The sequence below is a fragment of the Pseudomonas germanica genome, assembly GCF_019614655.1.
GTDB lineage: Bacteria > Pseudomonadota > Gammaproteobacteria > Pseudomonadales > Pseudomonadaceae > Aquipseudomonas > Aquipseudomonas neuropathica.
Map to the genome: position 1 here is coordinate 110,198 of NZ_CP071586.1, position 26,720 is coordinate 136,917.

The following is a 26,720-nucleotide window of genomic DNA, read 5'->3' on the forward strand; positions in this document are numbered from 1 at the left end:
GTTCCGCCGCTGCCAAATGAAACTGTCGTTACTCGGCGATCAGCGCTTCGACCTTGACGATCTGCGCCTGCAGCGTAGCCATGTCGGCGCAACGCAGATTGGCGTGACCGACCTTGCGCCCGGCCTTGAAGGCCTTGCCGTAGTGATGCAGATGGCAGTCTTCGATAGCGATGACTTTCTCAACCGGCGGTACAACACCGATGAAGTTAAGCATCGCGCTCTCGCCGACTTTGGCCGTCGAACCCAGCGGCAGGCCGGCAACGGCGCGCAGATGGTTTTCGAACTGACTGCACTCGGCGCCTTCAGTGGTCCAGTGCCCGGAGTTGTGCACGCGCGGGGCGATTTCGTTGGCCTTGAGGCCACCGTCGACTTCAAAGAACTCGAACGCCATGACGCCCACATAGTCGAGCTGCTTCAGCACACGGCTGGAGTAGTCTTCGGCCAGCGCCTGCAACGGGTGATCGGTGCTGGCAACCGACAGCTTGAGAATGCCGCTGTCGTGGGTGTTGTGCACCAACGGATAGAACTTGGTTTCGCCATCGCGAGCGCGCACGGCGATCAGCGAGACCTCACCGGTGAACGGCACGAAGCCTTCCAGCAGGCAGGCGACGCTGCCCAGTTCGGCGAAAGTGCCAGCCACGTCTTCCGGCTTGCGCAGGACTTTCTGGCCCTTGCCGTCGTAACCCAGGGTGCGGGTTTTCAGCACGGCCGGCAGACCGATCGAAGCCACCGCAGCGTCCAGATCGGCTTGCGACTGAATGTCAGCGAAAGCCGGAGTCGGGATGCCCAGATCCTTGAACATGCTCTTTTCGAACCAGCGGTCGCGCGCGATGCGCAGGGCTTCGGCGCTCGGGTAGACCGGAACGAATTGCGACAGGAATGCCACGGTTTCGGCCGGGACGCTTTCGAACTCGAAGGTCACCAGATCGACTTCATCGGCGAGTTGGCGCAGATGATCCTGATCGCCGTAATCGGCCCGCAGGTGTTCGCCCAGCGCAGCGGCACAAGCGTCCGGCGCAGGGTCGAGAAAAGCGAAGTTCATGCCCAGCGGCGTACCCGCCAGAGCCAACATGCGACCCAACTGGCCGCCACCGATTACACCGATCTTCATCTCAACAACCTCAGGCAATACGTGGGTCTGGATTGTCCAGGACGCTGTCTGTCTGCTCGGCACGGAAGGTTTTCAGTACCGCGTGGAACTGCGGATGCTTGGCGCCGAGGATGCTCGCCGAGAGCAGGGCAGCGTTGATCGCGCCGGCCTTGCCGATGGCCAGGGTGGCGACCGGAATGCCCGCTGGCATCTGCACGATCGACAGCAGCGAGTCAACGCCCGAGAGCATGGCCGACTGCACCGGCACACCCAGCACCGGCAGGTGGGTCTTGGCCGCACACATGCCTGGCAAGTGGGCTGCGCCACCGGCACCGGCGATGATCACCTCGATGCCACGACCTTCAGCCTCTTCGGCGTACTGGAACAGCAGATCCGGGGTGCGGTGGGCAGAGACCACTTTGACCTCGTACGGGATGCCGAGCTTTTCCAGCATATCGGCGGTGTGGCTAAGGGTGGACCAATCGGACTTGGAGCCCATGATCACGCCAACCAGTGCACTCATCGTCGCGCCTCTTCTCTCTGGAGCGCCCGCAGGCGCGTCATAAAACAACAAGCCACGCAGGTTGCGTGGCTTGATTGTACGAAAAATGGCCGGACGTGCCGGCCGAAGGCCGCGCAGTATACCGCAAAGAAAGCAATAAACAGCCCCCGAAACGACCATCTGTCAAATGAGCGAAAGGCCCGGTTTTATTGACCTGAAGGTCAGAGCATAGACATCCCACGATCCCTGTGGGAGCTGGCTTGCCAGCGATGGCGTCGCATCAGCAAACAGAGTCGGTGTCTGACCCACCGCCATCGCTGGCAAGCCAGCTCCCACAGGGTTTTTCATCAACCTCAGGTTACGGTCGTACCTTGTGCGGCGCCGCCTTCTAGTTTTCGCCAAAGCAGGCGCACGTTGGCTTTGCGCACCAGTGCGCAGCGATACAGGCGAATTTCCAGCGGCACATGCCATTGCGGGCCGCCGCAAACCACCAGTTCGCCGCGAGCCAGTTCGGCGCGCACACTCAGCTGCGGCACCCAGGCGATGCCCAACCCCTCTAGCGCCATGCTTTTCAGGCTGTCGGCCATAGCGGTTTCGTAAATAGTGGTGAAACGCAGCTGACGCTGACGCAGCAAACCATTCACCGAACGCCCGAGAAACGCACCGGCGCTATACGCCAGCAACGGCACGCTCGCATCACCTTCGAGATCGAACAGGGGCTTGCCCTCGGCATCCGCCGCACACACAGGGAGCATTTCCGTCTGGCCCAAATGCAATGAAGGGAAAATCTCCGGGTCCATCTGCATTGCCGCATCCGGATCGTAGAACGCCAGCATCAAATCACAGCCACCTTCGCGCAACGCATGCACCGCATCGCCGACGTTGGTTGCAACCAATCGGGTGGCGATGTTCAGCCCTTCATTACGCAACTGAGCGATCCAGCGCGGGAAGAAACCCAGCGCCAAGGAGTGAGCGGCAGCGACCTGCATCACTTCGCCCTGCCCGCCTTCCAGATGATGCAGATGGCGCAGCACTTCACCGAGCTGTTCGACCACGGTGCGCGCGGTCACCAGAAACAACTGCCCCGCCGCCGTCAGTTCAACCGGCGTACGCGAGCGATTGACCAAGGTCAGCCCCAGCGCAGCCTCCAGACTGCGAATCCGTCGGCTGAACGCCGGCTGGGTAACGAAGCGCCGTTCGGCCGCCTGCGAAAAGCTGCGGGTGGCGGCCAGAGCACTGAAGTCCTCGAGCCATTTGCTTTCCAGATTCATCACGTCCTCCAGGACACGCACCAAAACAGGTCACACGTCTGCCGCGCACGCGGCGTCACACGGGCATTATGCCGAATGTGCATAGGGCAGTGCTGAACAGCATTGGCCCAAAATTTCCCACAAGCCTAGCATTCGCAGCGTTCCGGCACAGACCGGGTCCATATCGAGATGATTTCTATCATGTCCTCCGCTGCATCTTTCCGCACAGAAAACGACCTGCTTGGCGCCCTCGAAGTACCGGCTCAAGCGTATTACGGCATCCAGACCCTGCGAGCGGTGAACAACTTCCGTCTCTCCGGCGTTCCGATTTCGCATTACCCGAAACTGGTTGTCGGCCTGGCGATGGTCAAACAGGCCGCCGCTGACGCCAACCGCGAGTTGGGTCACCTGAGCGAAGCCAAGCACGCTGCCATCAGCGAAGCCTGTGCCCGATTGATCCGCGGTGATTTCCACGAAGAGTTCGTGGTCGACATGATTCAAGGTGGCGCCGGTACTTCCACCAACATGAACGCCAACGAAGTGATCGCCAACATTGCGCTCGAAGCAATGGGTCACCAGAAAGGCGAGTACCAGTACCTGCACCCGAACGACGACGTCAACATGGCGCAGTCGACCAACGACGCCTACCCAACGGCGATCCGCCTGGGTCTGCTGCTCGGTCACGACACCCTGCTGGCCAGCCTCGACAGCCTGATTCAGGCGTTCGCGGCCAAGGGCAAAGAATTCGATCACGTCCTGAAAATGGGCCGTACCCAGCTGCAAGACGCCGTGCCGATGACCCTCGGCCAGGAATTCCGCGCGTTCGCCACCACCATGGGCGAAGACCTGGCGCGTCTGAAGTCGCTGGCCCCGGAACTGCTGACTGAAGTGAACCTGGGCGGCACCGCGATCGGTACCGGCATCAACGCCGACCCGCGTTATCAAGCGCTGGCGGTACAGCGTCTGGCCCTGATCAGCGGTCAACCGGTAGTGCCGGCGGCCGACCTGATCGAAGCGACTTCCGACATGGGCGCCTTCGTGCTGTTCTCCGGCATGCTCAAGCGCACCGCAGTCAAGCTGTCGAAGATCTGCAACGATCTGCGCCTGCTGTCCAGCGGCCCACGCACCGGCATCAACGAAATCAACCTGCCAGCGCGTCAGCCAGGCAGCTCGATCATGCCCGGCAAGGTCAACCCGGTGATCCCGGAAGCCGTTAACCAGGTGGCGTTCCAAGTCATCGGTAACGACCTGGCGCTGACCATGGCAGCCGAAGGCGGCCAACTGCAGCTGAACGTGATGGAGCCGCTGATCGCCTTCAAGATCTTCGACTCGATCCGTCTGCTGCAACGCGCCATGGACATGCTGCGCGAGCACTGCATCGTCGGCATCACCGCCAACGAAGCGCGCTGCCGCGAACTGGTCGAGCACTCGATCGGTCTGGTCACCGCACTGAACCCGTACATCGGCTACAAAAACGCCACCCGTATCGCCGGCCTCGCGCTTGAAAGCGGCCGCGGCGTACTGGAACTGGTACGCGAAGAAGGTCTGCTCGACGAAGCCATGCTCGCCGACATCCTGCGCCCGGAAAACATGATTGCTCCGCGTCTGGTTCCGCTTAAAGCCTGAGCCGACGCGTAATTTGTAGCACCGCTCACCAGGTCGAGGGACTAGACACCTCTCACCTTTTGAGGGCTTGGGGATTTGTCCCCAAGCCCTTTTTTTTAACTTTCTGACCCTGAGACCCGTATGTCTGGGGACTGAACAATGTGGGAGCGAGCCGGCTCGCTCCCACACAGAACAGTTCCTGCACAAGCCCGGCGCCGGTAACGCCGGGTGTTTCAAAGCCTCGTTTCGTCGCTTGCACCACTACCGTGCAGACGGGCGCGTCACTGATCGGTATAGTGCCGCCCCTCTTCGCGTGAGCGGTCGTCGGTAACGAGGCCATAACCCATGCGAAACCCGAACTAATAACAAACCCGCGAAATGGATCCGGGACGAAACCATCGCCTCACCTGTCGTGCCGCGCGCACACCGGTGTAACACGATATTTCTACCATCCAGCATTTGCTCACACAAAAAACAGCGAGGAAAAATCCATGCTCGAAGTCATCAACGACTTCCTCTCAGGGAAAGTACTGATCGTGCTCATTGTCGGGCTCGGTAGCTACTTCACGATTCGCTCGCGTTTCGTTCAATTGCGGCACTTCTTCCACATGTTCGCGGTGTTCCGCGACAGCCTCAAAGGCAGCGCCGGGCAACTCAGCTCGTTCCAGGCCCTGATGCTCAGCCTTGCCGGCCGTGTCGGTGCAGGCAACATCGCCGGTGTCGGCATCGCCGTGACCCTGGGTGGTCCAGGTGCGGTCTTCTGGATGTGGGTGACCGCACTGGTCGGCATGTCCAGCAGCTTCTTCGAATGCACCCTGGCCCAAGTCTACAAGCGCGCCGATGGCGACGGCCTGTACCGTGGCGGTCCGGCTTACTACATCCAGCACGGCCTGAAACTCAAAGGCATGGCGGTGGTGTTCTCGGTCCTGCTGCTGGTCACCTACGGCTTTGCCTTCATTGGCCTGCAGTCCTACACCGTGACTCACTCGCTGCAGAACGCCTTTGAATTCAACCCACAACACACCGGTATCGTCCTGGCAGTGTTGCTCGCCATCACCTTCATCGGCGGCATCAAGCGCATTGCCTCGGTGTCCGACCTGCTCGTACCGATCAAGACCCTGGCCTATATCGGCGTGACCCTGTACGTGATCGGTACCCAGATCGAACACGTACCAGCCATGCTGGAAACCATCTTCAAGAGCGCCTTCGGCCTCGACCCGGCCTTTGGCGGCCTGCTTGGCAGCGCCATCGTCATGGGCGTGAAGCGTGGCGTATTCGCCAACGAAGCGGGCTTGGGCAGTGCACCGAACGTCGCCGCTGTGGCTGCCGTGAAGCACCCGGGCGCGCAGGGCGTGGTTCAGGCTTTCAGCGTGTTCCTCGACACCTTCGTGATCTGCACCTGCACCGCGCTGCTGATTCTGCTGTCGGGCTTCTACACCCCGGGCTTCGAAGGTGACGGCATCGTCCTGACCCAGAACTCGCTGGCCGCTGTGGTCGGTGACTGGGGTCGCATGTTCGTCAGCGTCGCGCTGTCGCTGTTCGTCTTCACTTGCATCCTCTACAACTACTACCTGGGCGAAAACAGCCTGCAGTTCCTCACCCGCAACCGCGCCGCGCTGATGATTTTCCGCGGCCTGGTGCTGGCGCTGGTGGTATGGGGTTCGATGCAGGACCTGTCGACCGTGTTCGCCTTCGCCGACATCACCATGACCTGTCTGGCCTTCGTCAACCTGGTGGCCTTGGCCATGCTGTTCAAGGTCGGCATGCGCGTAATGCGCGACTACGACGAGCAGCGCCGTGCCGGCGTTAAACAGCCCGTGTTCGACTCCAGCAAATTTACCGATCTGGATCTCGACCTGAAGGCCTGGCCGACCAACCCGTCTGCCGCTGCCGACAAGACCGAAGCCGAGCCGCAAGGCGTACCTGCAGCGCAACGCTGACAGGTGAATGACGGGCGCATCCTCTGCGCCCGTCAGTTATTGTGATGCAATAACTTGTAGGAGTGAGCCTGCTCGCGATAGCTGTCTTTCAGCCAACATCAATGTTGAATGATGAACCGCTATCGCGAGCAGGCTCACTCCTACAATGTCATCTCTTGTGGAGACCCTCAGATGATTGCCAATTCCTACCCCGCCGCCCAACACGTCATGGTGCTCTACACCGGTGGCACCATCGGCATGCAGGCCAGCGCCAATGGCCTGGCCCCGGCGTCCGGTTTCGAAGCGCGGATGCGCGACTACCTGCACAGTCAGCCTGAGCTCGTTGTGCCGCAGTGGCGCTTCCGGGAAATGTCGCCGCTGATCGACAGCGCCAACATGACCCCGGCCTATTGGCAGCAACTGCGTGAAGCGGTGGTCGATGCCGTGGATGTGCAAGGTTGCGACAGCGTGCTGATCCTGCACGGCACCGACACCCTGGCTTACAGTGCGGCGGCGATGAGCTTCCAGTTACTGGGGCTGAATGCTCGCGTATGTTTCACCGGCTCCATGCTGCCGGCCGGTGTTACCGACAGCGATGCCTGGGAAAACCTCGGCGGCGCACTGGTCGCCCTCGGCCAAGGCCTGGCGCCCGGTGTGCATCTGTACTTCCACGGTGAGCTACTGGCGCCAACCCGTTGCGCGAAGGTGCGTAGCTTCGGCCGTCATCCGTTCAAACGACTTGAGCGTCAGGGCGGCGGCGTGAAAGCGCCTTCGATTCCAGCGTCGTTGAACTACAACCAGCCGAAGCAACTGGCCAAGGTTGCCGTGCTGCCACTGTTCCCCGGCATCAGCGCCGAAGTCCTTGATGGTCTGCTCGCCAGCGGCATTCAGGGTCTGGTGCTGGAGTGCTACGGCAGCGGTACAGGGCCGAGCGACAACCCTGAGTTTCTGGCAAGCCTTGGCCGTGCGCGGGATAACGGCGTAGTCGTTGTGGCGGTCACGCAATGCCATGAAGGCGGCGTTGAGCTGGATGTTTACGAGGCTGGCAGTCGATTGCGCGGTGTAGGCGTGTTGTCCGGTGGTGGCATGACTCGTGAGGCGGCGTTCGGCAAGTTGCATGGGGTGCTCGGTGCAGGGCTGGAAACGGCGGAAATGCGTCGGCTGATCGAACTGGATTTGTGTGGTGAGTTGCTCTGAGCAAGGCTCTGGATCGGCCCTCACCCTCTCCCGGAGGGGAGGGCACTGACCGAGTTGTTTTTCGCTGTCCGTCGACCTGATAAATCGCGTCGATTGTGGATTCGGCAGAGATGTATCACCTCGGTGCATCTCGCCAATATCCCCCAATCGGCCCCCTCTACCTTTGGGAGAGGGTTGGGGTGAGGGGCTGCTGCGGCATGCAATTTGCTGCGTTCCAGCCATCCTCAGGCTGGAAGATCTTATGCTGCACTCCCACCTCACCACCCTCAACGCCGTCTCGCTAATCCTCAACACCTTCAAAGCCGAAGGCCTGTCGAGCGAAGCGTTGCTGGCCGGCAGCGGCATCAGTGCGGCGGATCTCAGCCGGGCCGACACGCGCATCACCACCAATCAGGAGATGCAGGTCTGCGCCAATGCAGTCGCGCTTAAGCACGACATCGGCCTGGAGCTGGGCCGGCGCATGCACGTTTCCTGCTACGGCATCCTTGGCTATGCCTTGCTGACCTGTGCCACCTTCGGTGACGCTTTACGTCTGGCGATTCGCTATCCGGCGCTGTTGGGAACACTTTTCGAATTGAGTCTGGAAGACGATGGCGAACGCGTCTGGTTCGTCGCGGCCGATTATCGCGAGAGTCCGGCGATGGCGGTGTTCAATGCCGAGTTCTGCCTGGTGTCGCTGAAAGTCATTTGTGATGACCTGCTCGGGCATCCGCTGCCCTTGCTCGCCACGCGCTTCGAACACGCCGCACCGGATTATCGCGACAGTTATACCGAGCACTTCGACAGCTCGCTGCACTTCGCCGCCAAGGACAACGCCTTCGCCTTCGACCGTCACTGGCTCGATCAACCGCTGCCGCTGGCCGATGTCATCACCCATCAAGCCATGGCTGAACGCTGCCGCAAGCAGAACCTTGAGTTCACCGGACGCCAAGCGTGGCTCGGGCGCATCCGCCAGTTGCTCAGCGCCCAACTGAACGCCGCGCCGGGGCTGGAAGGCCTGGCGCAACAGATGAAGTGCTCGCCACGCACTCTGCGCCGGCATCTCAAGGACATGGGCTGCAGCTATCAGGAATTGCTCGATGAACTGCGCTTCGAGCGAGCCAAGCAGATGTTGTGTGAGGATCAGTTGCCGATCTACCGCATCGCCGAGACCCTTGGCTTCAGTGAGACTGCGAGCTTTCGTCATGCCTTCGTGCGCTGGAGCGGCGTGGCGCCGAGCCAATTCCGGGCCTGAGGGGCGAATTGCGGTCAGTGTTTTTGGCCATATCCATCCCCTTTTGGCCTTTCCTGCCGTTTTCCGATTCACCTCGCGCCGCAACACTGGGAGCAACCGAATCAGCCCTGCGGAGAACAACAAATGCTGACGATCTACTCGGACGATCACCACCTGCACCATGGCCGCTGCGAACTCATCGATGGCCAACTGAAGCCGTGCTTCGAGATGCCGTCGCGCGCCGACCATGTGCTGCAGCGCGTTAAAAACCAGAACCTCGGCCCGGTCGAGGCGCCGAAGGATTTCGGTCTGGAGCCGATCGCCCGCATCCACAGCCGTGACTACCTCGACTTTTTCAAAGGCGCGTGGCCGCGCTGGACTGAATTCAATACCGACGGCGATCTGCTGCCCTACACCTGGCCGGCGCGCACTCTGCGTGCAATCAAACCGACCAGCCTGCACGGCCAGCTCGGCTATTACAGCTTCGATGGCGGCGCACCGATCACCGCCGGCACCTGGCAAGCGGCGTACAGCGCGGCGCAAGTTGCCCTGACCGCGCAAGCAGAAATCCAGCGTGGCGCGCGCGCTGCCTTCGCGTTGTGCCGGCCACCGGGACACCACGCTGCCAGCGACTTGATGGGGGGTTATTGCTACCTCAATAACGCTGCGATCGCCGCGCAGGCGTTCCTCGATCAGGGCCACAAGAAGGTCGCGATCCTCGACGTCGACTATCACCACGGCAACGGCACGCAATCGATTTTCTACGCGCGCAGCGACGTGCTATTCACCTCGATCCACGGCCACCCGGAAGCAGAATTTCCGTTTTTCCTCGGCTACGACGATGAGCGTGGCGAAGGTGCCGGTGAAGGCTTCAACTTCAACTACCCGCTGCCCGCAGGCTCCGGCTGGGACGTGTGGAGTGCGGCGCTGGATCAGGCCTGCGACGAGATCGATCGCTACGGCGCCGACGTCATTGTCGTATCGCTCGGCGTCGACACCTTCAAGGATGACCCGATTTCGCAGTTCAAACTCGACAGCCCCGATTATCTGGCGATGGGCAAGCGCATTGCTGCACTCGGCAAACCGACATTGTTCGTCATGGAGGGCGGTTACGCTGTGGAGGAAATCGGCATCAACGCGGTGAACGTATTGGAAGGCTTCGAACGATAACCAGATTCTCGTCGCAACCGTAAACACCAGACCCGCCCAGGCGGGTCTTTTTTTGCCCGCAATATGTATGTACCGCACGTGCGCCGCCGCTCGCCGCTACCTTGCCCGGAACCGCCGCCCTTGGGCGCGCCCATCAGAGCAGGAGTTGCCCATGCCCGAAATCCCCTCGCCCAGCGCCGTCGATGTCGTGACTCAACTGGTGACCGGCCCTTCACTGCGAGAAGTTGCGTCGAAAACGCTGCGCCCCGCGCTCAGGACGCTGTATCCCGACCTCGATCTCGACCCGCAGTTGGCCATGGTCGTAAGACCGACCTGGGTCATTGAAGATGATCGGGTCGTCCCGGGTCGCCACCTGATCGAATCGCTGACCGACACCCTGGTACGCCTGGGCCTCTCCGGCACGACTGTGGCGTATCTCGACGGTGAGCATTATCTGACCTTGCAGCCCGACCTGCCGTCCGCCATCCAGCTGCCGGTGAAAATCAGCGCGATCGGTAAGCTGCTCAATGAGCTGGCACCGTTGCTGTTCATCGCCTACAAGGAACACCAGGTCAATTACTGGGATGATTTCACCTACCCAGGGCAGCCGCGCTGGCAGCAGATGTCACAGGCCCTGCGCAATTTGTGGAAGGTCGACGCGAACCCTGGCTGGGATGCCGACCAGCGCGCCATGGCCGAAGCGCTTTATAAATACCCGGACAAACACCAGCGACTGCCCACCGACAAATACAAGACCCGCGCCTGCCTGATTGATCTTGACCGCGGCGAGGGTGACGAGCAGAAGCATGTGACCCTGCTCGATACCGCGGTACTGATCGGCACCGACGACAAGCGCACGTTGATCATGACCCACTCGGTGCTGCAGGGCTTCGAGAGTTTTCAATCGCTGGAAAAACTCGGCGAAGCCCTGCCGCGTCGTTATTGGCAAGGTGCCTCCGGTGCCGGGTTGAAATGGCGACTGGTCGAACCACAGGGCCATTTCTTCGACTATCAAGCCTGCACACTGGTCGCCCTGGAAGCCGAGGCGCTGGGCGCGATCAATTATTTTCAGGGTTCGAGTTCCAGCGAGCTATATCCGCACACCGGGACTGTCGGCAATCCGCGAGAGCCGACACCGCGCCTCAAACCTCATATCGCTCGCCTGCGTCCGATGCTGCCAGAATGGCTCGACAGCGCCTCTCCCGCCGATCAAACCCGTTACAGCCGGCATCTGCTGGATCTGACGATGGTGCAGCACACGAACAAGGGAAAATCATTTCAAAGCGAAGTCATCAGCCTGCAAGCGTTCACCCGTGATGCCCTGAAACAACAGATAGCCAAGGATCATCCGCAAGCCGGCGAGGTGAGGATCGATGACATCGAGATCAGCATCACCAGCCTGGTGGTCTGGGGCACATTTGTCTTGCCGGGTAACACGCAGACCAAGACGCTGTCGCTCATTGAACTCGCGCTGCAGAACCTCGCGGGGCAGCCAGCCGGCAACAAAACCGCACGTTACAAGGATGGCGGCGTGTTGCCTGAGTGGATGACCGCAAGCTACCTGCAACAACTGGTCAGCAGCGTCGATATCGGCCAGACCTACCCCGCGTACCTGCAAAACCTGCTGATTGACAACAATGAGCAGGCGTCGGCACTGCAAGCACTTTATGCCAGCCAGTTGCCCATCGAACTGCCGCTGCTGGCGTTGCAGCACAAAATACAGGGCAAGACCGGCATCACTGAACAGGGTTACCGCTATGTGGTTGCCGCGCTGGCAAACACCGGCGATGAGCGTCATGTCGATCGCGATGAAATCGTCATTCGCCCGCTGGGGTTCGTGGCCCATCGCAGTCGATCACAGGCCGATATCGTCAACAACATGTTCGTCATCGGCCCGCGCGAGGCGGACAAAGGGCCGTGCCTGCTTTATCGACCGCTGTTCGAAACGGCACTGATGCAATTTCCCTCACACGCCAACCTGTTTTACGAGATCCAGCACTCACAGGAGCTGCGCGAATCGGTCCTGGCCTGGTTGCCGGACGATGTGCGCTTCAACTACAGCCAGTTCGTCTTCACCGCCCGATTGCCTTCAGTCTGGACTATCCCGCAATTGCTGGTGAACCCCTTCACCGCCCTCGACATGTCCGGCCCCGTTGCGCTGGCGACCGCAACGATTGAACACGATGTACTGGCGACCCTGCATAACAGCAACGTGCAGGCTGTCATCACCCAGGCCGATCGGCAATCGGTCTCTGATGCAGAAGCACGCTGGGCAACGCTCAAACACGGCGGCTGGATGCTGTTCAACGCGGCTTTGCCATTCCTCGGGCGCAGCGTCGGCACGGCAGCGTGGATCTGGCAGATCATGGACGACCTGCAAGAGATCAGCGACGTGGCCAATGAGCAATCCGGCAAGCTTGCCTGGACAGCCCTCACCGACATTCTCCTGGCCTTGGGCATGGTGCTCGCCCATCGCGCAGCGGTCGGCGACAAGCCATTCAGCGAGTCGATCCCGCAGGAAGAACCCACCGCCACCGTCACCACCGAACTCGTCGTCAGCAAACCGTTGCAGTTGCCGGACGTCTCCAGCACTGCACTGCCCATTGCGCATGAGATGGTGGTCAACCCCTTCACGGCGCTGAAACGATCCCCGGTCGCACTCGCAGCGCTGCTCGACAGTTTTCAGATCGCCAAACCCAAAGGCATCGGCGATGCCGCCACCGAGGGCACGCACAGGCATCTTTATTCCCGTCAACAACAGTGGTTCGCTCCCGTAGGCCAGCGCTGGTTCGAAGTCATGCTCAATGAGCACGCCGAGGTGCAGATCATCGACTCGCGCCAGCAACCGCCGCGCAACGGGCCGCAACTGACCCGCACGGCCAACGGCCAATGGGTGGTCGACCTTCGCTTGCGCCTGCGAGGCGGCGGACTTGACAGCGCACTTGAGGCCGTTCAGGACGTGAGCAAAATGGACGCCAGGCAACTGACTGCCGAAATCAGTGCGTTCGACGCAACGATGAAAGCCAAGCAGATTCAGCGTGATGCTGACCACAAAGCCTTCAACGATGCGGACGGGCAAGCACGAGGACCGGCACGCGAGCACTATCTGGCAACGCTAGGCGCACAGCTCAAGGCGTACGGCGCGAATATTGAACAGATCAAGGCGTTGAATCAGAAAGAGCCGATTCCGAACTACCGGACCGTCATGATTGAGCGACTGCAAATGCAGCTGTTTCTCGGGCAGGAATGGCTCGACCTGCATTCCGCCGTATTTCAGACTGACCTGAAGGCCATGCAGACAATGCTTGCCGATGAAGCCGGTTTCATCGCGCAGGCGTTTGTTCAGACCTTTGAAAGAATGACCCTCCAGACCCAGGCCATCATTGAAAAAACAGAGTTGGCCAATAGCCGTTTTGACGAACTGATGTTGTTGGGAAAAGATGCCGTCAAAATTATTCCAACCTACCGCAAGGCATTGCCGAAATATGATCTGAACGACCTCAAGCTTTTGCAGATCAGTCTTGGCCAGGAAATTTGCATCAAGGCCGGTACGACAGCGGACGTCGCCAATGCCTATCAGGCACTCGCCAGTCTCGTCGAAGACGCCGCGTTGAGTATCCAGAGCACGCTGAATCTGACCGAGGATGAAAGCCTCGACAACCTGCGCGAACGCATCGATGTCCTGAGCAATGTGGCCGAACAGTTTTCCGCCATCGATCAGCGCTTTGGTGATCTGCTCATCGACTACCCCGAACAGATCAACACTGAGCGACTGCAGCATGTGCGTAAACGGGTAAACGGGTTCAGGGCGCGCACGGATGTAAAACTGGCCGAGTTGCTGCACTTCAAGCACTTGCTGGGACCGACATCGGGGCCTTCGAAGGCGAGATCATCAACGCGCCAGATCATCAAAACCCAATCCAGAGGCACGGTAGTCGGCAATCGAAAAAAACGCATCAAGGGGCAAAAATCCGACCAGGTGGAAGTACGAACCACCCTGACGGGTGTCATCGCCACATTCCAGGAAGAGTCACCCGGTGTCTGGGTAGAACAGCGCACGGCAAAGACCCGCCAACCCAAGGCCCGTCCTTCCCTGAGTGTCAGCAGCCGTGCAGGCCAGGCGCTGATCGACGGCCTGGCTGCATTCCACCAACGTATCGAGGCTCACCTCAAACGAGGGCGGCGGATACCTGTCGAGGTCGAGGAGGAATACCACAAGCATGCCGCTGTCTTGCGCGAAGCCAATGCGGCGATTGATGAAGCATTGACCGCCAGTAATCTGACCGCAGACTTCAAAAAGCCGACCGAAGAAATCAGCCACAAGCTTGACGAGGCCGCTAACGCCCTTGACGAAAAAGGCACCAGCATTCGCATCGGACTGATCAAACAACAACCGCCGACTGCGGCGGGGGTGCAGTGGCTCAAAGACAAGGGTGAAGTGACGATTTCCAAAACCATTACCCGTCGCCGGCTCAAAGGCCACTCAAGGGGTTTTCTCGACGAATACGAAGTACGCGATGCCCACACCGGCAAGGTGCTGTGTTACGCACACTTCCACTACAGCAGTGTCGACGCTCCCGTCGCTTCGTTCACCGCCGGTCATATGAAAACAGTCGCGCAACGACACATCGGCGGTTCCCACGAGCCGAGCGATCCCACCAGTTCGCAGCTCCTCGAAATCCATCGCAGCGAGATTTCACGACAGTCAGCCGAGCATCTGTTCTTCACGCCTGCCAAACCTGCCGCAAGCGCTTCAGTGCCGCTGTAATGTCAGGTTCAGGAACGGCGGCAAAGCCCAGGACCAGCCCGGCGCGCTGGTCCAGCGGTGCAGTGGAGTCCGGCAGCCAGTAACTGCTCAAGCCGTTGATCTCCACGTCAACGCCTGCTGCCTGCGCAATCAACTGCTGCTCGCGCTCGATGCTTGTTACGGCCACCGTCAGGTGCAGCCCGGCGGAAACGGCGGGCAAATCTCCAACACCGGCAATGGCGGTCGGCCAACCGTGGAGCAAGGTATTGCGACGGCTCAGGGCGGCGCGGCGCATGCGCCGGATATGCCGCTGGAAATGCCCGGCCGCCATGAACTCGGCCATCACCGCTTGGGTACTGACCTCGGAATGGCGGACATCCACCGCGCGGCGTTGCGAGAAGGCATCGACCAGCGCCGGCGGCAGCACCAGATAACCGAGGCGCAATGCCGGAAAGGCAACTTTGCCGAAAGTGCCGACATACAGCACTCGCCCCTGTCGATCGAGTGCCGCCAACGGCGCCAGCGGCGCACCGGTGTAGCGGTATTCGCCATCGTAGTCGTCCTCGACGATCCAGCCTTGGTTGCGCTCGGCCCAGGCGAGCAGTTCGAGGCGCCGGGCAAGACTCATCACCACGCCTGTCGGGTACTGATGAGAGGGCGTCACATACGCCACACGACAATCCCCGGTGGCCGACAACGCCGAGCAGTCCATGCCCTCCTCGTCCACGGCAATCCCGTGCAAACGAGCGCCCGCCACCGCGAACGCATGACCGGCCGCGCGGTAGCCCGGATTCTCGATCGCCACACCATCGCCCGGCTCCACCAGCAGCTGTGCACAAAGGCTAATGCCTTGCTGTGCGCCGCTGGTGATCACAATTTGCTCAGGCGAGCACTGCATGCCGCGCGAACTACGCAAATAGGCAGCGATCATTGCACGCAGGCGCGCGTCGCCTGACGGGTCGCCGTAACACAACTGCTCCAGATCCGGTTTACGCCAGAAAGCCGCATTCAGCTTGGCCCACACCTCGAATGGGAACAAATCAAACGCCGGAACCCCGACGCGAAACGCTCGCGGTGGACCGCTCGGCGGCTTGGACAAATGGTTGTTTTCAATGCGCGAAAAACCACCGCTGTGGATAACTTTACTGGATGAAACCACAGGTAAATCCAGCCAATTTGTGGATAAGGCTGTGGGTAAGCCTGTTGAAAACCCTGTGGATACTTTTGTGGATAGTTTTTTTGCCGAGGCCGTTACTGGCATCAATTGTGCGACGTAGGTTCCGTCCCCCACTCGCCCTTCAATAAAACCCTCGGCATAGAGTTGATCGTAGGCGCGCACAACGCTGTTACGCGAAATCCCCAGCGCCGCCGCCAGATCGCGACTGGCTGGCAACCGCGTGCCACTCGCCAGCCGTCCATCCAGTACGCGCAGGCGCAAAGCCTGATACAGCTGACGGCTCAAACCCTGACGGCGATCAAGCTCGATCCCGGCAGGGTTGAACGGCATGGATAACAGCGGCGAATCGGGCATGGCAATGGACCTATGAAATTGGTCATCAATGGCTCTTACAACAGACCAATAGCCTGCCTAGGATGCTGGCATTCGCCAAGGAAAATCTGCCCATGTACACGCCACGCGCCTTTGCCATCGAAGAGTTGTCCCAACTGCACGAACTGATTCTCGCCACCCGCCTCGCCATTCTGGTGAGTCATGGCGAAAGTGGCTTGCAGGCCAGCCATGTGCCGGTACTGCTGCATTGCGAACAAGGCGAGTACGGCACGCTCTACGGGCACCTGGCCCGCGCCAACCCACAGTGGAAAGACCTGCGTGACGGCGCCGAAGCCATGCTGATCTTCGCCGGCGCCGATGCCTACGTCAGCCCGGGCTTTTACCCGAGCAAAGCTGAACACGGCAAAGTCGTGCCGACCTGGAACTACATCGCCGTGCACGCTTATGGCCACGCCGAAACCTTCAGCGATGGCGGACGCCTGCTCGACATCGTCAGCACCCTCACCGACCGGCATGAGGCCGGCCGCGCCCAACCGTGGTCAGTCGCCGACGCGCCCGCCGATTACATCGACGGCATGCTCAAGGCGATTGTCGGTTTCGCCATTCCCATTGACCGTCTCGAAGGCAAGCGCAAGCTCAGCCAGAACCGCAGCGCCGAAGACATTGCCGGCGTGCGCGAAGGCCTGGCCGCCAGCCCGGACATCAATGATCAAACCCTCGCCCGATTGATGCGCTAAGGAAATCCCCCATGAGTCAGATCGACATTCGCCCGGTCAGCGCCGACGACCACGCCGCCTGGCTGCCGCTATGGCAGGCCTACCTGCGTTTCTACAACACCGAACTGCCGGACGCTGTGACGCACAGCACCTGGCAGCGTTTTCTCGACCCGAACGAATCGACCCACGCCGCCCTCGCCTGGGCTGGCGGTAAAGCGGTAGGCATGGTGCATTACATCTATCATCGTTCGAACTGGAGCATCGAAAACTCCTGCTACCTGCAGGACTTGCTGGTGGTCCCGCAGACCCGGGGCACCGGCGTCGGCCGCCGGTTGATCGAACACGTCTACGCCACCGCCAAGGCTGACGGCTGCTGCAAGGTTCATTGGTTGACCCACGAAACCAACGCCACCGCGATCCAGCTCTACGAGCGTATCGCCGAACGCCCGGGCTTCATCCAGTTTCGCCAAGCCCTTTAAGGAGACGCACGCATGACCGCTTCACTCGCTGACTGGAAAGGCGTCGCCGCCCCCACCGCCACCTTGCTTGAAGGGCGTTTCATTCGCCTGGAAAGACTCGACCCGGCGCGCCACGGTGACCCGCTGTTCGCCGCACTCGAAGGCCCCGGTGCCGATCCGAAACTCTGGGATTATCTGCCCTATGGCCCATTCCCGGAGCGCACGGCGTTCGACGCTTGGCTGAACAACCACGCGGCCGCCAGCGACCCGTATTTCTTCAGCGTCGTAGATCGCGCCAGCGGTCAGGTGCAAGGCATCCTCAGCCTGATGTCGATTGTCCCGGCCCAGGGCCGCATCGAAATCGGTCACGTCACCTTCGGCGCGCCGATGCAACGCTCGCCGAGAAGCACCGAAGCGGTGTACCTGTTGGCCAAATATTCCTTCGACCTCGGCTACCGTCGCCTCGAATGGAAATGCAACAACGGCAACGCCCGCTCCAAGTACGCCGCCGAGCGTTTGGGTTTCAGCTTCGAAGGCGTGTTCCGCCAGCACATGGTGGTCAAGGGACAGAACCGCGACACTGCGTGGTACTCGATTCTGGATGGAGAGTGGCCGGCGATTGCGGCAGGTTTCGAAAGGTGGCTGTCGGACGAAAATCAGACGCCCGACGGGCAGGTGAAAGGCTTGGTTGAATGCCGATCGTGATTACCTGAAAAGCAAAAAATCGCAGCCTGCGGCAGCTCCTACACGGGATTGACGTTCACCCTGTAGGAGATGCCGCAGGCTGCGATCTTTTGATCTATTTTCAGCCCAGTTTCTGCGCCAGCACCGCAATGTGCTCTGGCCCGATCCCGCAGCAACCGCCCAAATGGCTCGCACCGCGCTGCTGCCAGTCAATCGCCCAGTGCAAGTAACCCGGCGGATCCAGGTCATCGCGCAGCGGATCAAGTCCGTCATTGGCCGTAGCTTCTTTTGGCTGCGGCGGAAACGCATTGGCGTAAGCACCAATGTGAATTTTCGCCCCCAAACGCTCGAAGGTGTCACGCGCGGCATCAATCGCGGCACCGATCACTTCCGGCTGACTGCAATTGAACAACAACGTCTCGACGCCCAACTCAGCCGCCACCGCAGCCGCCTCGGCGACTGGCTCTCCAGAGCGCAGGCGTGGCACTTCATCGGTGTCTTCGTCCTTCAAGGTGAACGACAACCAGAACGGTTTGCCATCCTTCGGCAACCCGGCGTGAATGGCACGCGCCTCGATGATCGAGCTTTGGGTTTCCGCCAGCCACAGATCAACGTGCGGGGCCAAGCCATTGACCAAGGGCGCCAGCAACTCGGTCACTCGGTCGGCGTTGAACAGATCCGGACGATAGGAGCCAAACAGCGGCGGCAATGAGCCAGCCACTCGCACGGATTTCCCCGAGGCCTGCACCGCACGTCGCGCCAGCTCACCGGCCAACGCGGCCAGCGCCTGCCCTTCAGCGGCGAAGCGCTCTTCGCCAATATGGAACGGCACCACGGCATAACTGTTGGTGGTAATCACATTGGCGCCACTGGCGATATAAGCGCCATGCACCCCCTCAACCGCTTGCGGCGCCTCGCTCAACGCCAGTGCTGACCACTCCGGTTGACGAAATGGCGCCCCGGCGCGCTGCAACTCACGGCCCATGCCGCCATCGAGAATAATCGTGCTGCCTGCGCCCATATGCTTTTCACTCATATGCTTATGAAAATAACTCACTATCAGAGTCGTTCTTATAACTATTTAATACGCACCATTCCGTTAAAAACAACCTCTTTTTTACCCAGGGATCGACCGTGAAATTTCAACCGCTACTGGCCTTGGGCCTGACCATTCTGGTCGCCTCCACGCAAGCCTTTGGTGGCACGACGCTGGACCGTATCGAGCAAAAGAAAGAACTGGTCGGCGTGCTGATGGAAAGCTACCCACCGTTCTCGTTTCTCAATGACCAGAATCAGCTTGATGGCTTCGATGTTGACGTCGCTAAGGCCGTGGCTGACAAGTTAGGCGTGAAGTTGCGACTGGAGACACCGTCCTGGGACGTCATTGCCGCCGGCCGCTGGAGCGGGCGCTACGATATCTGCATCTGCTCGATGACGCCGAGCAAGGCCCGCGCCGAAGTGTTCGACTTCCCGGTCGAGTACTACGCCTCGCCAGCGGTGATCGTGGTCAACGCCAAGGATGAGCGGATCCACGACGCCAAGGATCTGAGCGGCAAAAAAGTCGGCCTCACCAGCGCGTCCAGTTACGAAAGCTATCTGAACAAGAACCTGGTCATCGAAGGTGCCGAAGACAAGCAGTTGCAGTACCCGTTCGAAGACGTGCAGATCGCGCCGTACGATACCGACAACGTCGCCTTCCAGGATTTGGGCCTGGGCGCCGGCGTGCGCCTGGATGCAATCCTCACCAACCTCGTCACCGCGCAGCCACGCCTGAACGAAGACAAACGCTTCAAACTGGCCGGCGCGCCGCTGTACTCGGAGCCGAATTCGGTGGCCATCGAAAAGGGTGATGCGCAGTGGGACGCCAAGGTGCGTGAAGTCTTCGCGCAACTGAAGCAGGAGGGCACCCTGAGCAAGCTGTCACAAAAATGGATCGGCGCTGATATAAGCCAATGACTTCTTTCCCGACACCTCCACAGCCACCACAACCGGTGGCTGAATCACGCCTGCAACGCCTGTTCGGTTTTCGTACGCGGCTGTACCTGACATGGGCGGCGCTGTTCTGCCTGTTCGCCGGGTTCTTCCTGAGCTTCGACCTGAAGTTCTCGATCATCCTCGACAAACTGCCCAACCTGGTCGGCTTGCACCTGGCGCCCAACGGCTTTCTGCAAGGCGCGGCGCTGACGCTTTTCCTGTGTATGTGCTCGATTGTCGCCTCGTCCCTGCTGGGCTTCATCACGGCATTGGCGCGCCTGTCGAAAAGCGCCGTGGCGTTCGGCATCGCCAGTTTCTACACCTCGTTCTTTCGCGGCACGCCACTGCTCATTCAGATCCTGTTGATCTACCTGGGCTTGCCCCAACTGGGCATCGTGCCTGGCGCCATCGTCGCGGGCATCATTGCCCTGTCGTTGAACTACGGCGCCTATCTCAGCGAAATCTTCCGCGCCGGCATCCTCGGTGTCGACCACGGCCAGCGCGAAGCTTCGCTGGCACTGGGTATGCGCGAGACGGTGATTTTCTGGCGCATCACCCTGCCGCAAGCCATGCGCACGATCATCCCGCCCACCACCAACCAGTTCATCTCGATGCTCAAGGACTCGTCGCTGATTTCGGTAATGGGCGTCTGGGAAGTGATGTTTCTCGCCCAGTCCTATGGACGCTCAAGCTACCGCTATATCGAAATGCTGACGACGGCGGCGATCATTTACTGGCTGATGTCGATTGGACTGGAATTGATTCAGGCGAAAATGGAACGCCATTATGGAAAGGCATATGTGCGGCGTAGCTAGGGCGATCAGCACATTGCGGGCTGCGTCGGGTTTTAATGGGGCTCTCGGCGTATCCGCACGACGCCCATTTTCAGGCCAAACAATCGGAATATTGAGTCCAACGACCTCAACGTCTGATTACCCTCAGCGTGCTCTATGTGTATCAACGTGCGGACCGAAATTTTGCACATCTTAGCGAATTGGATTTGATGCAGCCCTGTCACCTCCACTCGTAAACGGCGGACGGCTTCGCTGATGTCCAATGTCCCGTCGGCCAGCGCTTCTTGGATGCTTTCGATGAGCGCCATGCGCTCAGCTACCGTCAGGCTCATTGCAGATCCCACGCTTTCATTTCCTCTACTTTTAAATACATTTCAACAGAGCCTTCATTGATGCCGGATGCAATGTAGTGCATTCAAAGCCTGATAGAACGCCAAAATCTGCAACAAAATGCAGATTTACTCCTGACAAGCGAAATCTGAATGCAAAACAATGCAGATCAGCAACCGACATCATTCTGTAAAAACCCTTCGCTATACAGGACGGCCCGTCTTATAACAAAAAGGCCGTCCGACCATGCCGTTCCCGCCCCAGCGTCTGTCTCTCGCCATTGCCCTGTTGATCACCGCCACGGCAGCCCACGGCAAAACCGTGCAGATCGACACCGCCACCACGGCAGCGCAAACGCTGGGAGGCAGCGATACGCTGACGATTTCCGCACCGGGCAGCATCACCAACAGCGGCAAGGCCGTGAGCCTGAAAGACAAGACCAGTAGTGAAGGTGTGGTGATCGATAACGCCGGCAAAATCGTTTCCAGCGGTGGCCGGGCCATCGACAGCAGCGGTGACCTGACCCAGGCGCGCAACTACACGATTTACAACCGCAGCGGCGGGCAGATTCTCGGCGCCAACGATGCTTTGCGCATCGACAGCAACTTTGTCAGCGGCAGTCTGTTGATCGACAACAGCGGCGTGATTCGCTCCACCACCGGCCAGGGACTGGACCTCGATGCGCTACGCAGTGCCGGCGTGAAAACCACCATTATCAACCGCGTCGGCGGGCTGATTCGCGGCGACGCCAGTGACGGCATGAAGACCGGCGCCAATGCGACCATTACCAACTACGGCGAGATTTCCACCGGCGATTCGCACAATGCCGACGAGAAATTCGACGGGATCGATATCGATTCCGCGAGCGGCGTCAATGTGACCAACTACGGGGTGATTTCCGGTGGCCGGCACGGCATCACCACCGATCTTGGCGCGACGCTGATCAACTACGGGCAGATCACCGGCCGTAATGGTTCCGGCTTCGGTTCCGACGGCGATGGCACGGTGATCAACCACGGCACCATCACCGGGGCTTACTCAGGCTTGCAAGCGAACGGTGACGGCGACGGCGTGGACATCGACAAGATCGCCCACATCGAAAACTACGGGACCATTCAGGGCGTCGGTGCGGGCGGTGTGGACAAGGGTGGTTTCGCCAACGGCAGCGAGGGTATCGCGCTGGGTGGCGGTTCCATCCTCAACGCCAGCAACGCTTTGATCAGCGGTGCCGACAGCGCCATTCTGGTCGACGATGGCAGCGGCGGCTCGGGACTGGCGGCGACCACGCTGGAAAACTTCGGCACCATTCAAGGCCTCAACGGTTTTGGCGTGAAGTTCGTCGGTGATTTCGCCGACAACGTCATCAACGGCGGCACGATCAGCGGCAGCAATGGCCTGGCGCTGGATCTGGGTGGCGGTAACGACAGCCTGACCTTGCGCAACGGCAGTCGCTTTGTCGGCGTGGTGGATGGCGGCAGCGGTTACGACCGGGTGGTGATGGACGATGCGGCCGGTGGCAGCTTCGGCGCCAGTCGCAACTTCGAATGGCTGGAGGTCAAGCAAGGCGCGTGGACGCTGTCGGGCAGTGGCGATTTCAGCGACGGCGGCGCGGTGCGCAACGGCGCAACGCTGATCAATCAGGGCAGCATCGCTGGCAACCTGACCGTCGACGCGGGCGGTGTGTATGCCGGTGGCGGCTCGGTGGGCAATCTTAACGTTAACGGCATTTTGCACACGGACACCGGACTCGGCCGCGCCACGATTGTTCGCGATTTGACCATGGGCAGCACCGCCACTCTCGCCTACGGTGTCAACGCCGACGGCAGCAGCGCGCCCGTGCAGGTTGGCGGCATCGCCAATCTCAACGGCGCAACCCTCGCGGTGAATCCCGGCAGCGGCACCTATCCATGGCAGAGCCACTACACCGTGCTGCAAGCGGCGCAGGTCAACGGCACTTTCGGCAAGGTCAGCAGCGACTATGCGTTCCTGACGCCGACCCTCGCCTACACGCCAACCCAGGTCGACCTGACCTACACCCGCAATGACGTGGCGTTCAATGAGTTCGCCACGACCGGCAACGGCAGCAACGCCGCCAACAGCCTCGCCTCGATCGGTAAAAACAATGCGTTGTACAACGCCCTGCTCAATACCAGCCAAAGCAGCGCTGGCGCGGCAATCGAGCAACTGGCCGGCGCCAGCAACGCCAACCTGACCAGCGCCACCCTCGGCGCCAGCAGTCAGGTCGGCAACAGCATGCTCTCGGCGATGCAGCAAATGGGCGGCAGCCCGGGACTGCTGGTCGGCCTCGATCAACGCGACACGCCCGTGCTGGCGGCCAACGGCGTGCCGACCGAGGCGCGCAACCTGAATGATCCGAACGCTCGCGGCCGGCTCTGGCTGCAAGGCATCGGCGGCTACGGCAAGCTCGATGGCGAACACGGCAGCAGTGGTCTGGAGCAACGCACCAAGGGCAGCGTGCTAGGCGCCGACTGGGCACTGAATCCGGCGTGGCGTCTGGGCGTACTGGGCGGCTATTCGAAAACCGATCTGGACGCGACCGGCGTCGACGGCAACGTCGAGAGCTGGCACGCCGGCGTCTACGCGCTGCACCAGAACGGCCCGATCGCTTTGCGCCTCGGCGCGGCGTACAGCGGCCATCAGGGCGAAAGCAAACGCACCATCGCCTTCAATGGTTTCAGCGACCGCCCGAAAGGCGACTACGACGCCGATAGCCAGCAAGCCTTCGCCGAACTCGGCTATGCCATGGGCAGCGGGCGCCTCAGCGCCGAACCATTCGCCAGCCTCGGCTATCAGCGCTACCACCGCGACGGCTACCAGGAAAAAGGTGGCGCCGCCGCACTGCAAGTCGACAGCCAGACCCAAGACAACTTCAGCAGCACCTTCGGCCTGCGCCTAGCGCACCTGAGCAGCCTGGACAACGGCATGAGCGTGACCCCGCGCATGGCCGCTGGCTGGAAACACACCTATGGCGATGTCAGCAGCTCGACTCGTCAGGCCTTTATAACCGGCGGCACGGCGTTCAGTGTCGATGGCAGCTCGCTGGATCGCGACAGCCTGGTGCTGGAAGCCGGGCTGGATGTGGGGATCTCGGCGCGGCACACGCTGGGTGTGGGATACAGCGGTGAGATCGGCAGCAACAGCCGCAATCACGGTTTGATCGGGCAGTGGCAGATGAGTTTTTGAGGTTGAACAGTCGGCGGGGGCTGGATTGATTGTAGGAAAAAGGACCGCAGCAGCCGAGTAAAAGTCTTGGTTGCGAATCTCGCGGTCATTTTCTACAAAATGATGCGATGTCGCCTGCAAGCCTACGGGAAGCAGCCGACATCGGATTTTCGGGTGCATCAATAGAGTTGGGTCTTCTTCCAAAGAAAGGCCCAACCCGATGCCCACTCAACACATATTCAAACCAAAACACTTGGCTTTGGCCATTTCGCTGGCGCTGGGTTGCGTAGCGGTCGCCAACGCTCAGCAACCCTCTGAAGTCGCTGATTCACCCGCAATAATGGATGCTGCAGAATCGTCCGAAACCAGCCATAAAGAAATGGCGCTTGAACGACTCAGGGCATTTCTCACTGCCCCAAGTACGGTGCCCATCGCTTTTGAAACCCCTGAAAAGACTTTTAAAGGTACCGCTGTAAACGATCTGATCACGCTCACGGACGGCGCAAGCTTTACGGGCCTGCTGGATGGTGGCGAGGGGGATAACGTCCTCTTTTTGAATGCCGCTGAAGGCGGAGAGTTGAAAGACACACGTAACTTCAACGGTCTATTTCTCGCTCGAGGAGCCTGGACGTCGAGTTCCAAGGGAGACTTCAAGGAAGGTGTGCTGGTGAACAGTGGTACCGCTCTGACCAACTTGGGAAGCATCAAGGGCGACGTGTATGTCGAGAGCGGTGGCAGCTTTGCCGGTAAAGGTGTGGTGGGAAGCCTGGAGGTCGCCGGCCTGCTCACCGTCAATGAGGTGCTAGGCAGCCCGCGCGTGAAAGGCGACTTGCGCTTGTCCCCGACCGCCGAACTGGCTTACGAGGTAACCCCCGGTGGCAGTCAAACGATCAAGGTTGATGGCACCGCCAAGCTGGAAGGCGCCACCCTGAAAGTCGTTGCGGCTCCGGGAGAATATCCGCAAAGCAGACAGTACAAAATCCTCGAAGCCGGCAAGGTAGAAGGCGAATTCGGTACGGTCATTAGCGACCTCGCCTTCATGACAGCCACTGCGCAATACAACAAAAAGTCCGTCGGGCTGACTTACGCCCGTAACGGTGAGCCGCTTTCGAGCGCTGCCACGACGGACAACGCTCGTGCCGCTGCCGAGGGCATTGTCGATCCAACAGCACCTGCGCCATCAGCGACACCAACGCCATTGACGGCGTCTGCACCAGCTCCAATTTCTGTTCCTGTTCCGACTTCAGCGCCGACTCCCATTGCAGAGTCCGTCCCATCGCCAATGCCGGACGAACCTCTTACTGCGCAAGTTAACGAGTCCGCCGAACAGCCCGCACCTGCGCCAATAAAACCTGCAAACGCAGCAGTCGCCGCGCTTCTGACCAGCGACAAAACCACCGCACCGGTCGCCCTCGAACAACTCGCCGCCGGCAGCAACGCCAACCTCGCCAAAGCCACGCTGAGCAGCATCACTCCGGTGAGCGCGAGCATGCTTTCGGCCATGCAGCAACTGAATAGCCGTTACGGTTCTGCCTACAGTTCCGGCAACTCGCCGCGTCAGGCCGCCGGCGCTGCCGATTCCGGGCGCGTGTGGATTCAGGCGCTTGGCCATGGTGGCAAAGTCGACCGCAACTTCGACAGCACCCTCAAACACGCTACCCAAGGCCTGGTCATGGGCGCCGACTGGCGGCTCAACGAGCAATGGCATGTCGGCCTGGTCGGCGGTAAATCGCAGACCAGACTCGATGCCCGGCAATACGATGGCGAACTCGACAGCTGGCACCTCGGTGCCTACGCCGCACGTCAGGACGGCCCCTTCTCACTGCGTCTCGGGGCGACCTACGCCAGTCATGACGGCGCCAGCAAACGTCGCGTGGCCTTCAACGGCTTCAGCGATCGCCTCAAGGGCAACTATGACGCCAACACCCAACAAGCCTTTGCCGAACTGGCGGTCAACATTGGCCGGCACAACGCGACGCTCGAACCGTTTGCCAGCGTCGGCTATCAGCGCTATCAACGCGACAGCTACCGTGAAAACGGTGGGGATGCGGCGCTGGAAGTCTTCGGACAAACCCGCGACAACCTCAGCAGTACGTTTGGCCTGCGCACGGCGAAAATCAATCGGCTGGACAACGGCATGACGCTGACACCGCGATTCAGTGCCGGCTGGAAACACACCTTTGGCGAGATCGAAAGCGACACCCGCCAGCAACTGGTCAAGGGCGGCAAACGCTTTGAAATTGCCGGTGCCGCGCTGGATCGCAACAGCCTGTCGGTGGATGCAGGCCTCGATCTCGGGCTGTCTGCCAATCACACGGTCGGTGTGGGTCTCACGGGTGAAATGGCCACTGACAGCCGCACTCACGGCGTAATGGGCCAATGGCGCATGGCGTTCTGAC

Annotated in this window: 19 protein-coding genes; 13 read left to right on the top strand and 6 right to left on the bottom strand. The window is 60.4% G+C overall.

Features of this window, described 5'->3' with window-relative positions; all coding sequences use genetic code 11:
- Nucleotides 1-28: 28 nt before the first annotated feature.
- The 3 genes from J0G10_RS00520 to J0G10_RS00530 all read right to left on the bottom strand — a co-directional run bounded on the left by J0G10_RS00520 (nt 29) and on the right by J0G10_RS00530 (nt 2,863).
- Nucleotides 29-1,111: a 5-(carboxyamino)imidazole ribonucleotide synthase gene (locus J0G10_RS00520; RefSeq protein WP_220557191.1), complete on the bottom strand. Its 1,083-nt coding sequence runs from the start codon at nt 1,109-1,111 to the stop codon at nt 29-31.
- A gap of 10 nt (nt 1,112-1,121) precedes the next feature.
- Nucleotides 1,122-1,613 (bottom strand): 5-(carboxyamino)imidazole ribonucleotide mutase, encoded by a 492-nt coding sequence (gene purE / locus J0G10_RS00525; protein WP_007954291.1) that lies wholly within the window; start codon nt 1,611-1,613, stop codon nt 1,122-1,124.
- Between the two features lie 332 nt (nt 1,614-1,945).
- The gene (locus J0G10_RS00530) at nt 1,946-2,863 is read right to left on the bottom strand and encodes a LysR substrate-binding domain-containing protein (RefSeq protein ID WP_095049639.1); all 918 of its coding nucleotides are present in this window, start codon (nt 2,861-2,863) and stop codon (nt 1,946-1,948) included.
- Nucleotides 2,864-3,043: 180 nt separating this feature from the next.
- On the opposite strand from J0G10_RS00530, the gene aspA reads away from it, so the two are divergent.
- The 6 genes from aspA (at nt 3,044) to J0G10_RS00560 (ending at nt 14,693) form a co-directional block, all read left to right on the top strand.
- The gene (gene aspA, locus J0G10_RS00535) at nt 3,044-4,468 is read left to right on the top strand and encodes an aspartate ammonia-lyase (protein WP_095049638.1); all 1,425 of its coding nucleotides are present in this window, start codon (nt 3,044-3,046) and stop codon (nt 4,466-4,468) included.
- A 470-nt stretch (nt 4,469-4,938) separates the two neighbouring features.
- Complete coding sequence (locus J0G10_RS00540) at nt 4,939-6,387, top strand: alanine/glycine:cation symporter family protein (protein WP_095049637.1); 1,449 nt, start codon at nt 4,939-4,941, stop codon at nt 6,385-6,387.
- Between the two features lie 171 nt (nt 6,388-6,558).
- Nucleotides 6,559-7,563, top strand: a complete 1,005-nt coding sequence (locus J0G10_RS00545; RefSeq protein ID WP_220557192.1) for an asparaginase — start codon at nt 6,559-6,561, stop codon at nt 7,561-7,563.
- Nucleotides 7,564-7,804: 241 nt separating this feature from the next.
- Nucleotides 7,805-8,797, top strand: coding sequence for an AraC family transcriptional regulator (locus tag J0G10_RS00550; protein WP_095049635.1), 993 nt, complete (start codon nt 7,805-7,807; stop codon nt 8,795-8,797).
- A 123-nt stretch (nt 8,798-8,920) separates the two neighbouring features.
- Complete coding sequence (locus J0G10_RS00555; protein WP_095049634.1) at nt 8,921-9,946, top strand: histone deacetylase family protein; 1,026 nt, start codon at nt 8,921-8,923, stop codon at nt 9,944-9,946.
- A gap of 151 nt (nt 9,947-10,097) precedes the next feature.
- Nucleotides 10,098-14,693, top strand: coding sequence for a dermonecrotic toxin domain-containing protein (locus J0G10_RS00560; RefSeq protein ID WP_220557193.1), 4,596 nt, complete (start codon nt 10,098-10,100; stop codon nt 14,691-14,693).
- Here the strand turns inward: J0G10_RS00560 and pdxR are convergent.
- Nucleotides 14,650-16,203: a MocR-like pyridoxine biosynthesis transcription factor PdxR gene (gene pdxR / locus J0G10_RS00565; protein ID WP_220557194.1), complete on the bottom strand. Its 1,554-nt coding sequence runs from the start codon at nt 16,201-16,203 to the stop codon at nt 14,650-14,652. The genes J0G10_RS00560 and pdxR overlap by 44 nt on opposite strands.
- A 92-nt stretch (nt 16,204-16,295) precedes the next feature.
- On the opposite strand from pdxR, the gene J0G10_RS00570 reads away from it, so the two are divergent.
- Genes J0G10_RS00570 through J0G10_RS00580 form a run of 3 tightly spaced genes read left to right on the top strand, consistent with a single transcriptional unit; the run spans nt 16,296 to nt 18,061 of the window.
- A complete protein-coding gene (locus tag J0G10_RS00570) occupies nt 16,296-16,919 on the top strand; it encodes an FMN-binding negative transcriptional regulator (RefSeq protein WP_093429613.1) in 624 nt (207 codons plus the stop codon).
- An 11-nt stretch (nt 16,920-16,930) separates the two neighbouring features.
- The gene (locus tag J0G10_RS00575; RefSeq protein ID WP_095125052.1) at nt 16,931-17,377 is read left to right on the top strand and encodes a GNAT family N-acetyltransferase; all 447 of its coding nucleotides are present in this window, start codon (nt 16,931-16,933) and stop codon (nt 17,375-17,377) included.
- Between the two features lie 12 nt (nt 17,378-17,389).
- On the top strand, nt 17,390-18,061 hold the full coding sequence (locus J0G10_RS00580; protein ID WP_220557195.1) for a GNAT family N-acetyltransferase: 672 nt from the start codon (nt 17,390-17,392) through the stop codon (nt 18,059-18,061).
- 100 nt (nt 18,062-18,161) lie between these two features.
- On the opposite strand, the gene J0G10_RS00585 is transcribed toward J0G10_RS00580, so the two are convergent.
- Nucleotides 18,162-19,061 carry a homocysteine S-methyltransferase family protein gene (locus tag J0G10_RS00585; protein WP_220557196.1) on the bottom strand — a complete coding sequence of 300 codons (900 nt, stop codon included), beginning with the start codon at nt 19,059-19,061 and terminating at the stop codon, nt 18,162-18,164.
- Nucleotides 19,062-19,174: 113 nt separating this feature from the next.
- Between J0G10_RS00585 and J0G10_RS00590 the strand changes: the two genes are divergently transcribed.
- Complete coding sequence (locus tag J0G10_RS00590; RefSeq protein ID WP_220557197.1) at nt 19,175-19,996, top strand: ABC transporter substrate-binding protein; 822 nt, start codon at nt 19,175-19,177, stop codon at nt 19,994-19,996.
- Nucleotides 19,993-20,829 (top strand): amino acid ABC transporter permease, encoded by an 837-nt coding sequence (locus J0G10_RS00595; protein ID WP_095125055.1) that lies wholly within the window; start codon nt 19,993-19,995, stop codon nt 20,827-20,829. The genes J0G10_RS00590 and J0G10_RS00595 overlap by 4 nt, the downstream gene beginning before the upstream one ends.
- A 32-nt stretch (nt 20,830-20,861) precedes the next feature.
- Here J0G10_RS00595 and J0G10_RS29905 read toward each other — a convergent pair whose 3' ends face one another.
- On the bottom strand, nt 20,862-21,140 hold the full coding sequence (locus tag J0G10_RS29905) for a helix-turn-helix domain-containing protein (RefSeq protein ID WP_095049626.1): 279 nt from the start codon (nt 21,138-21,140) through the stop codon (nt 20,862-20,864).
- Between the two features lie 244 nt (nt 21,141-21,384).
- Here J0G10_RS29905 and J0G10_RS00600 point away from each other — a divergent pair, with 244 nt between their 5' ends.
- Together J0G10_RS00600 and J0G10_RS00605 are read left to right on the top strand one after the other, a co-directional pair.
- Nucleotides 21,385-24,342, top strand: a complete 2,958-nt coding sequence (locus tag J0G10_RS00600; protein ID WP_220557198.1) for an autotransporter outer membrane beta-barrel domain-containing protein — start codon at nt 21,385-21,387, stop codon at nt 24,340-24,342.
- Nucleotides 24,343-24,541: 199 nt separating this feature from the next.
- Entirely contained in the window at nt 24,542-26,719 is a 2,178-nt protein-coding gene (locus J0G10_RS00605; protein WP_220557199.1) for an autotransporter outer membrane beta-barrel domain-containing protein, read from the top strand.
- The last annotated feature ends 1 nt before the right edge of the window (nt 26,720 follow it).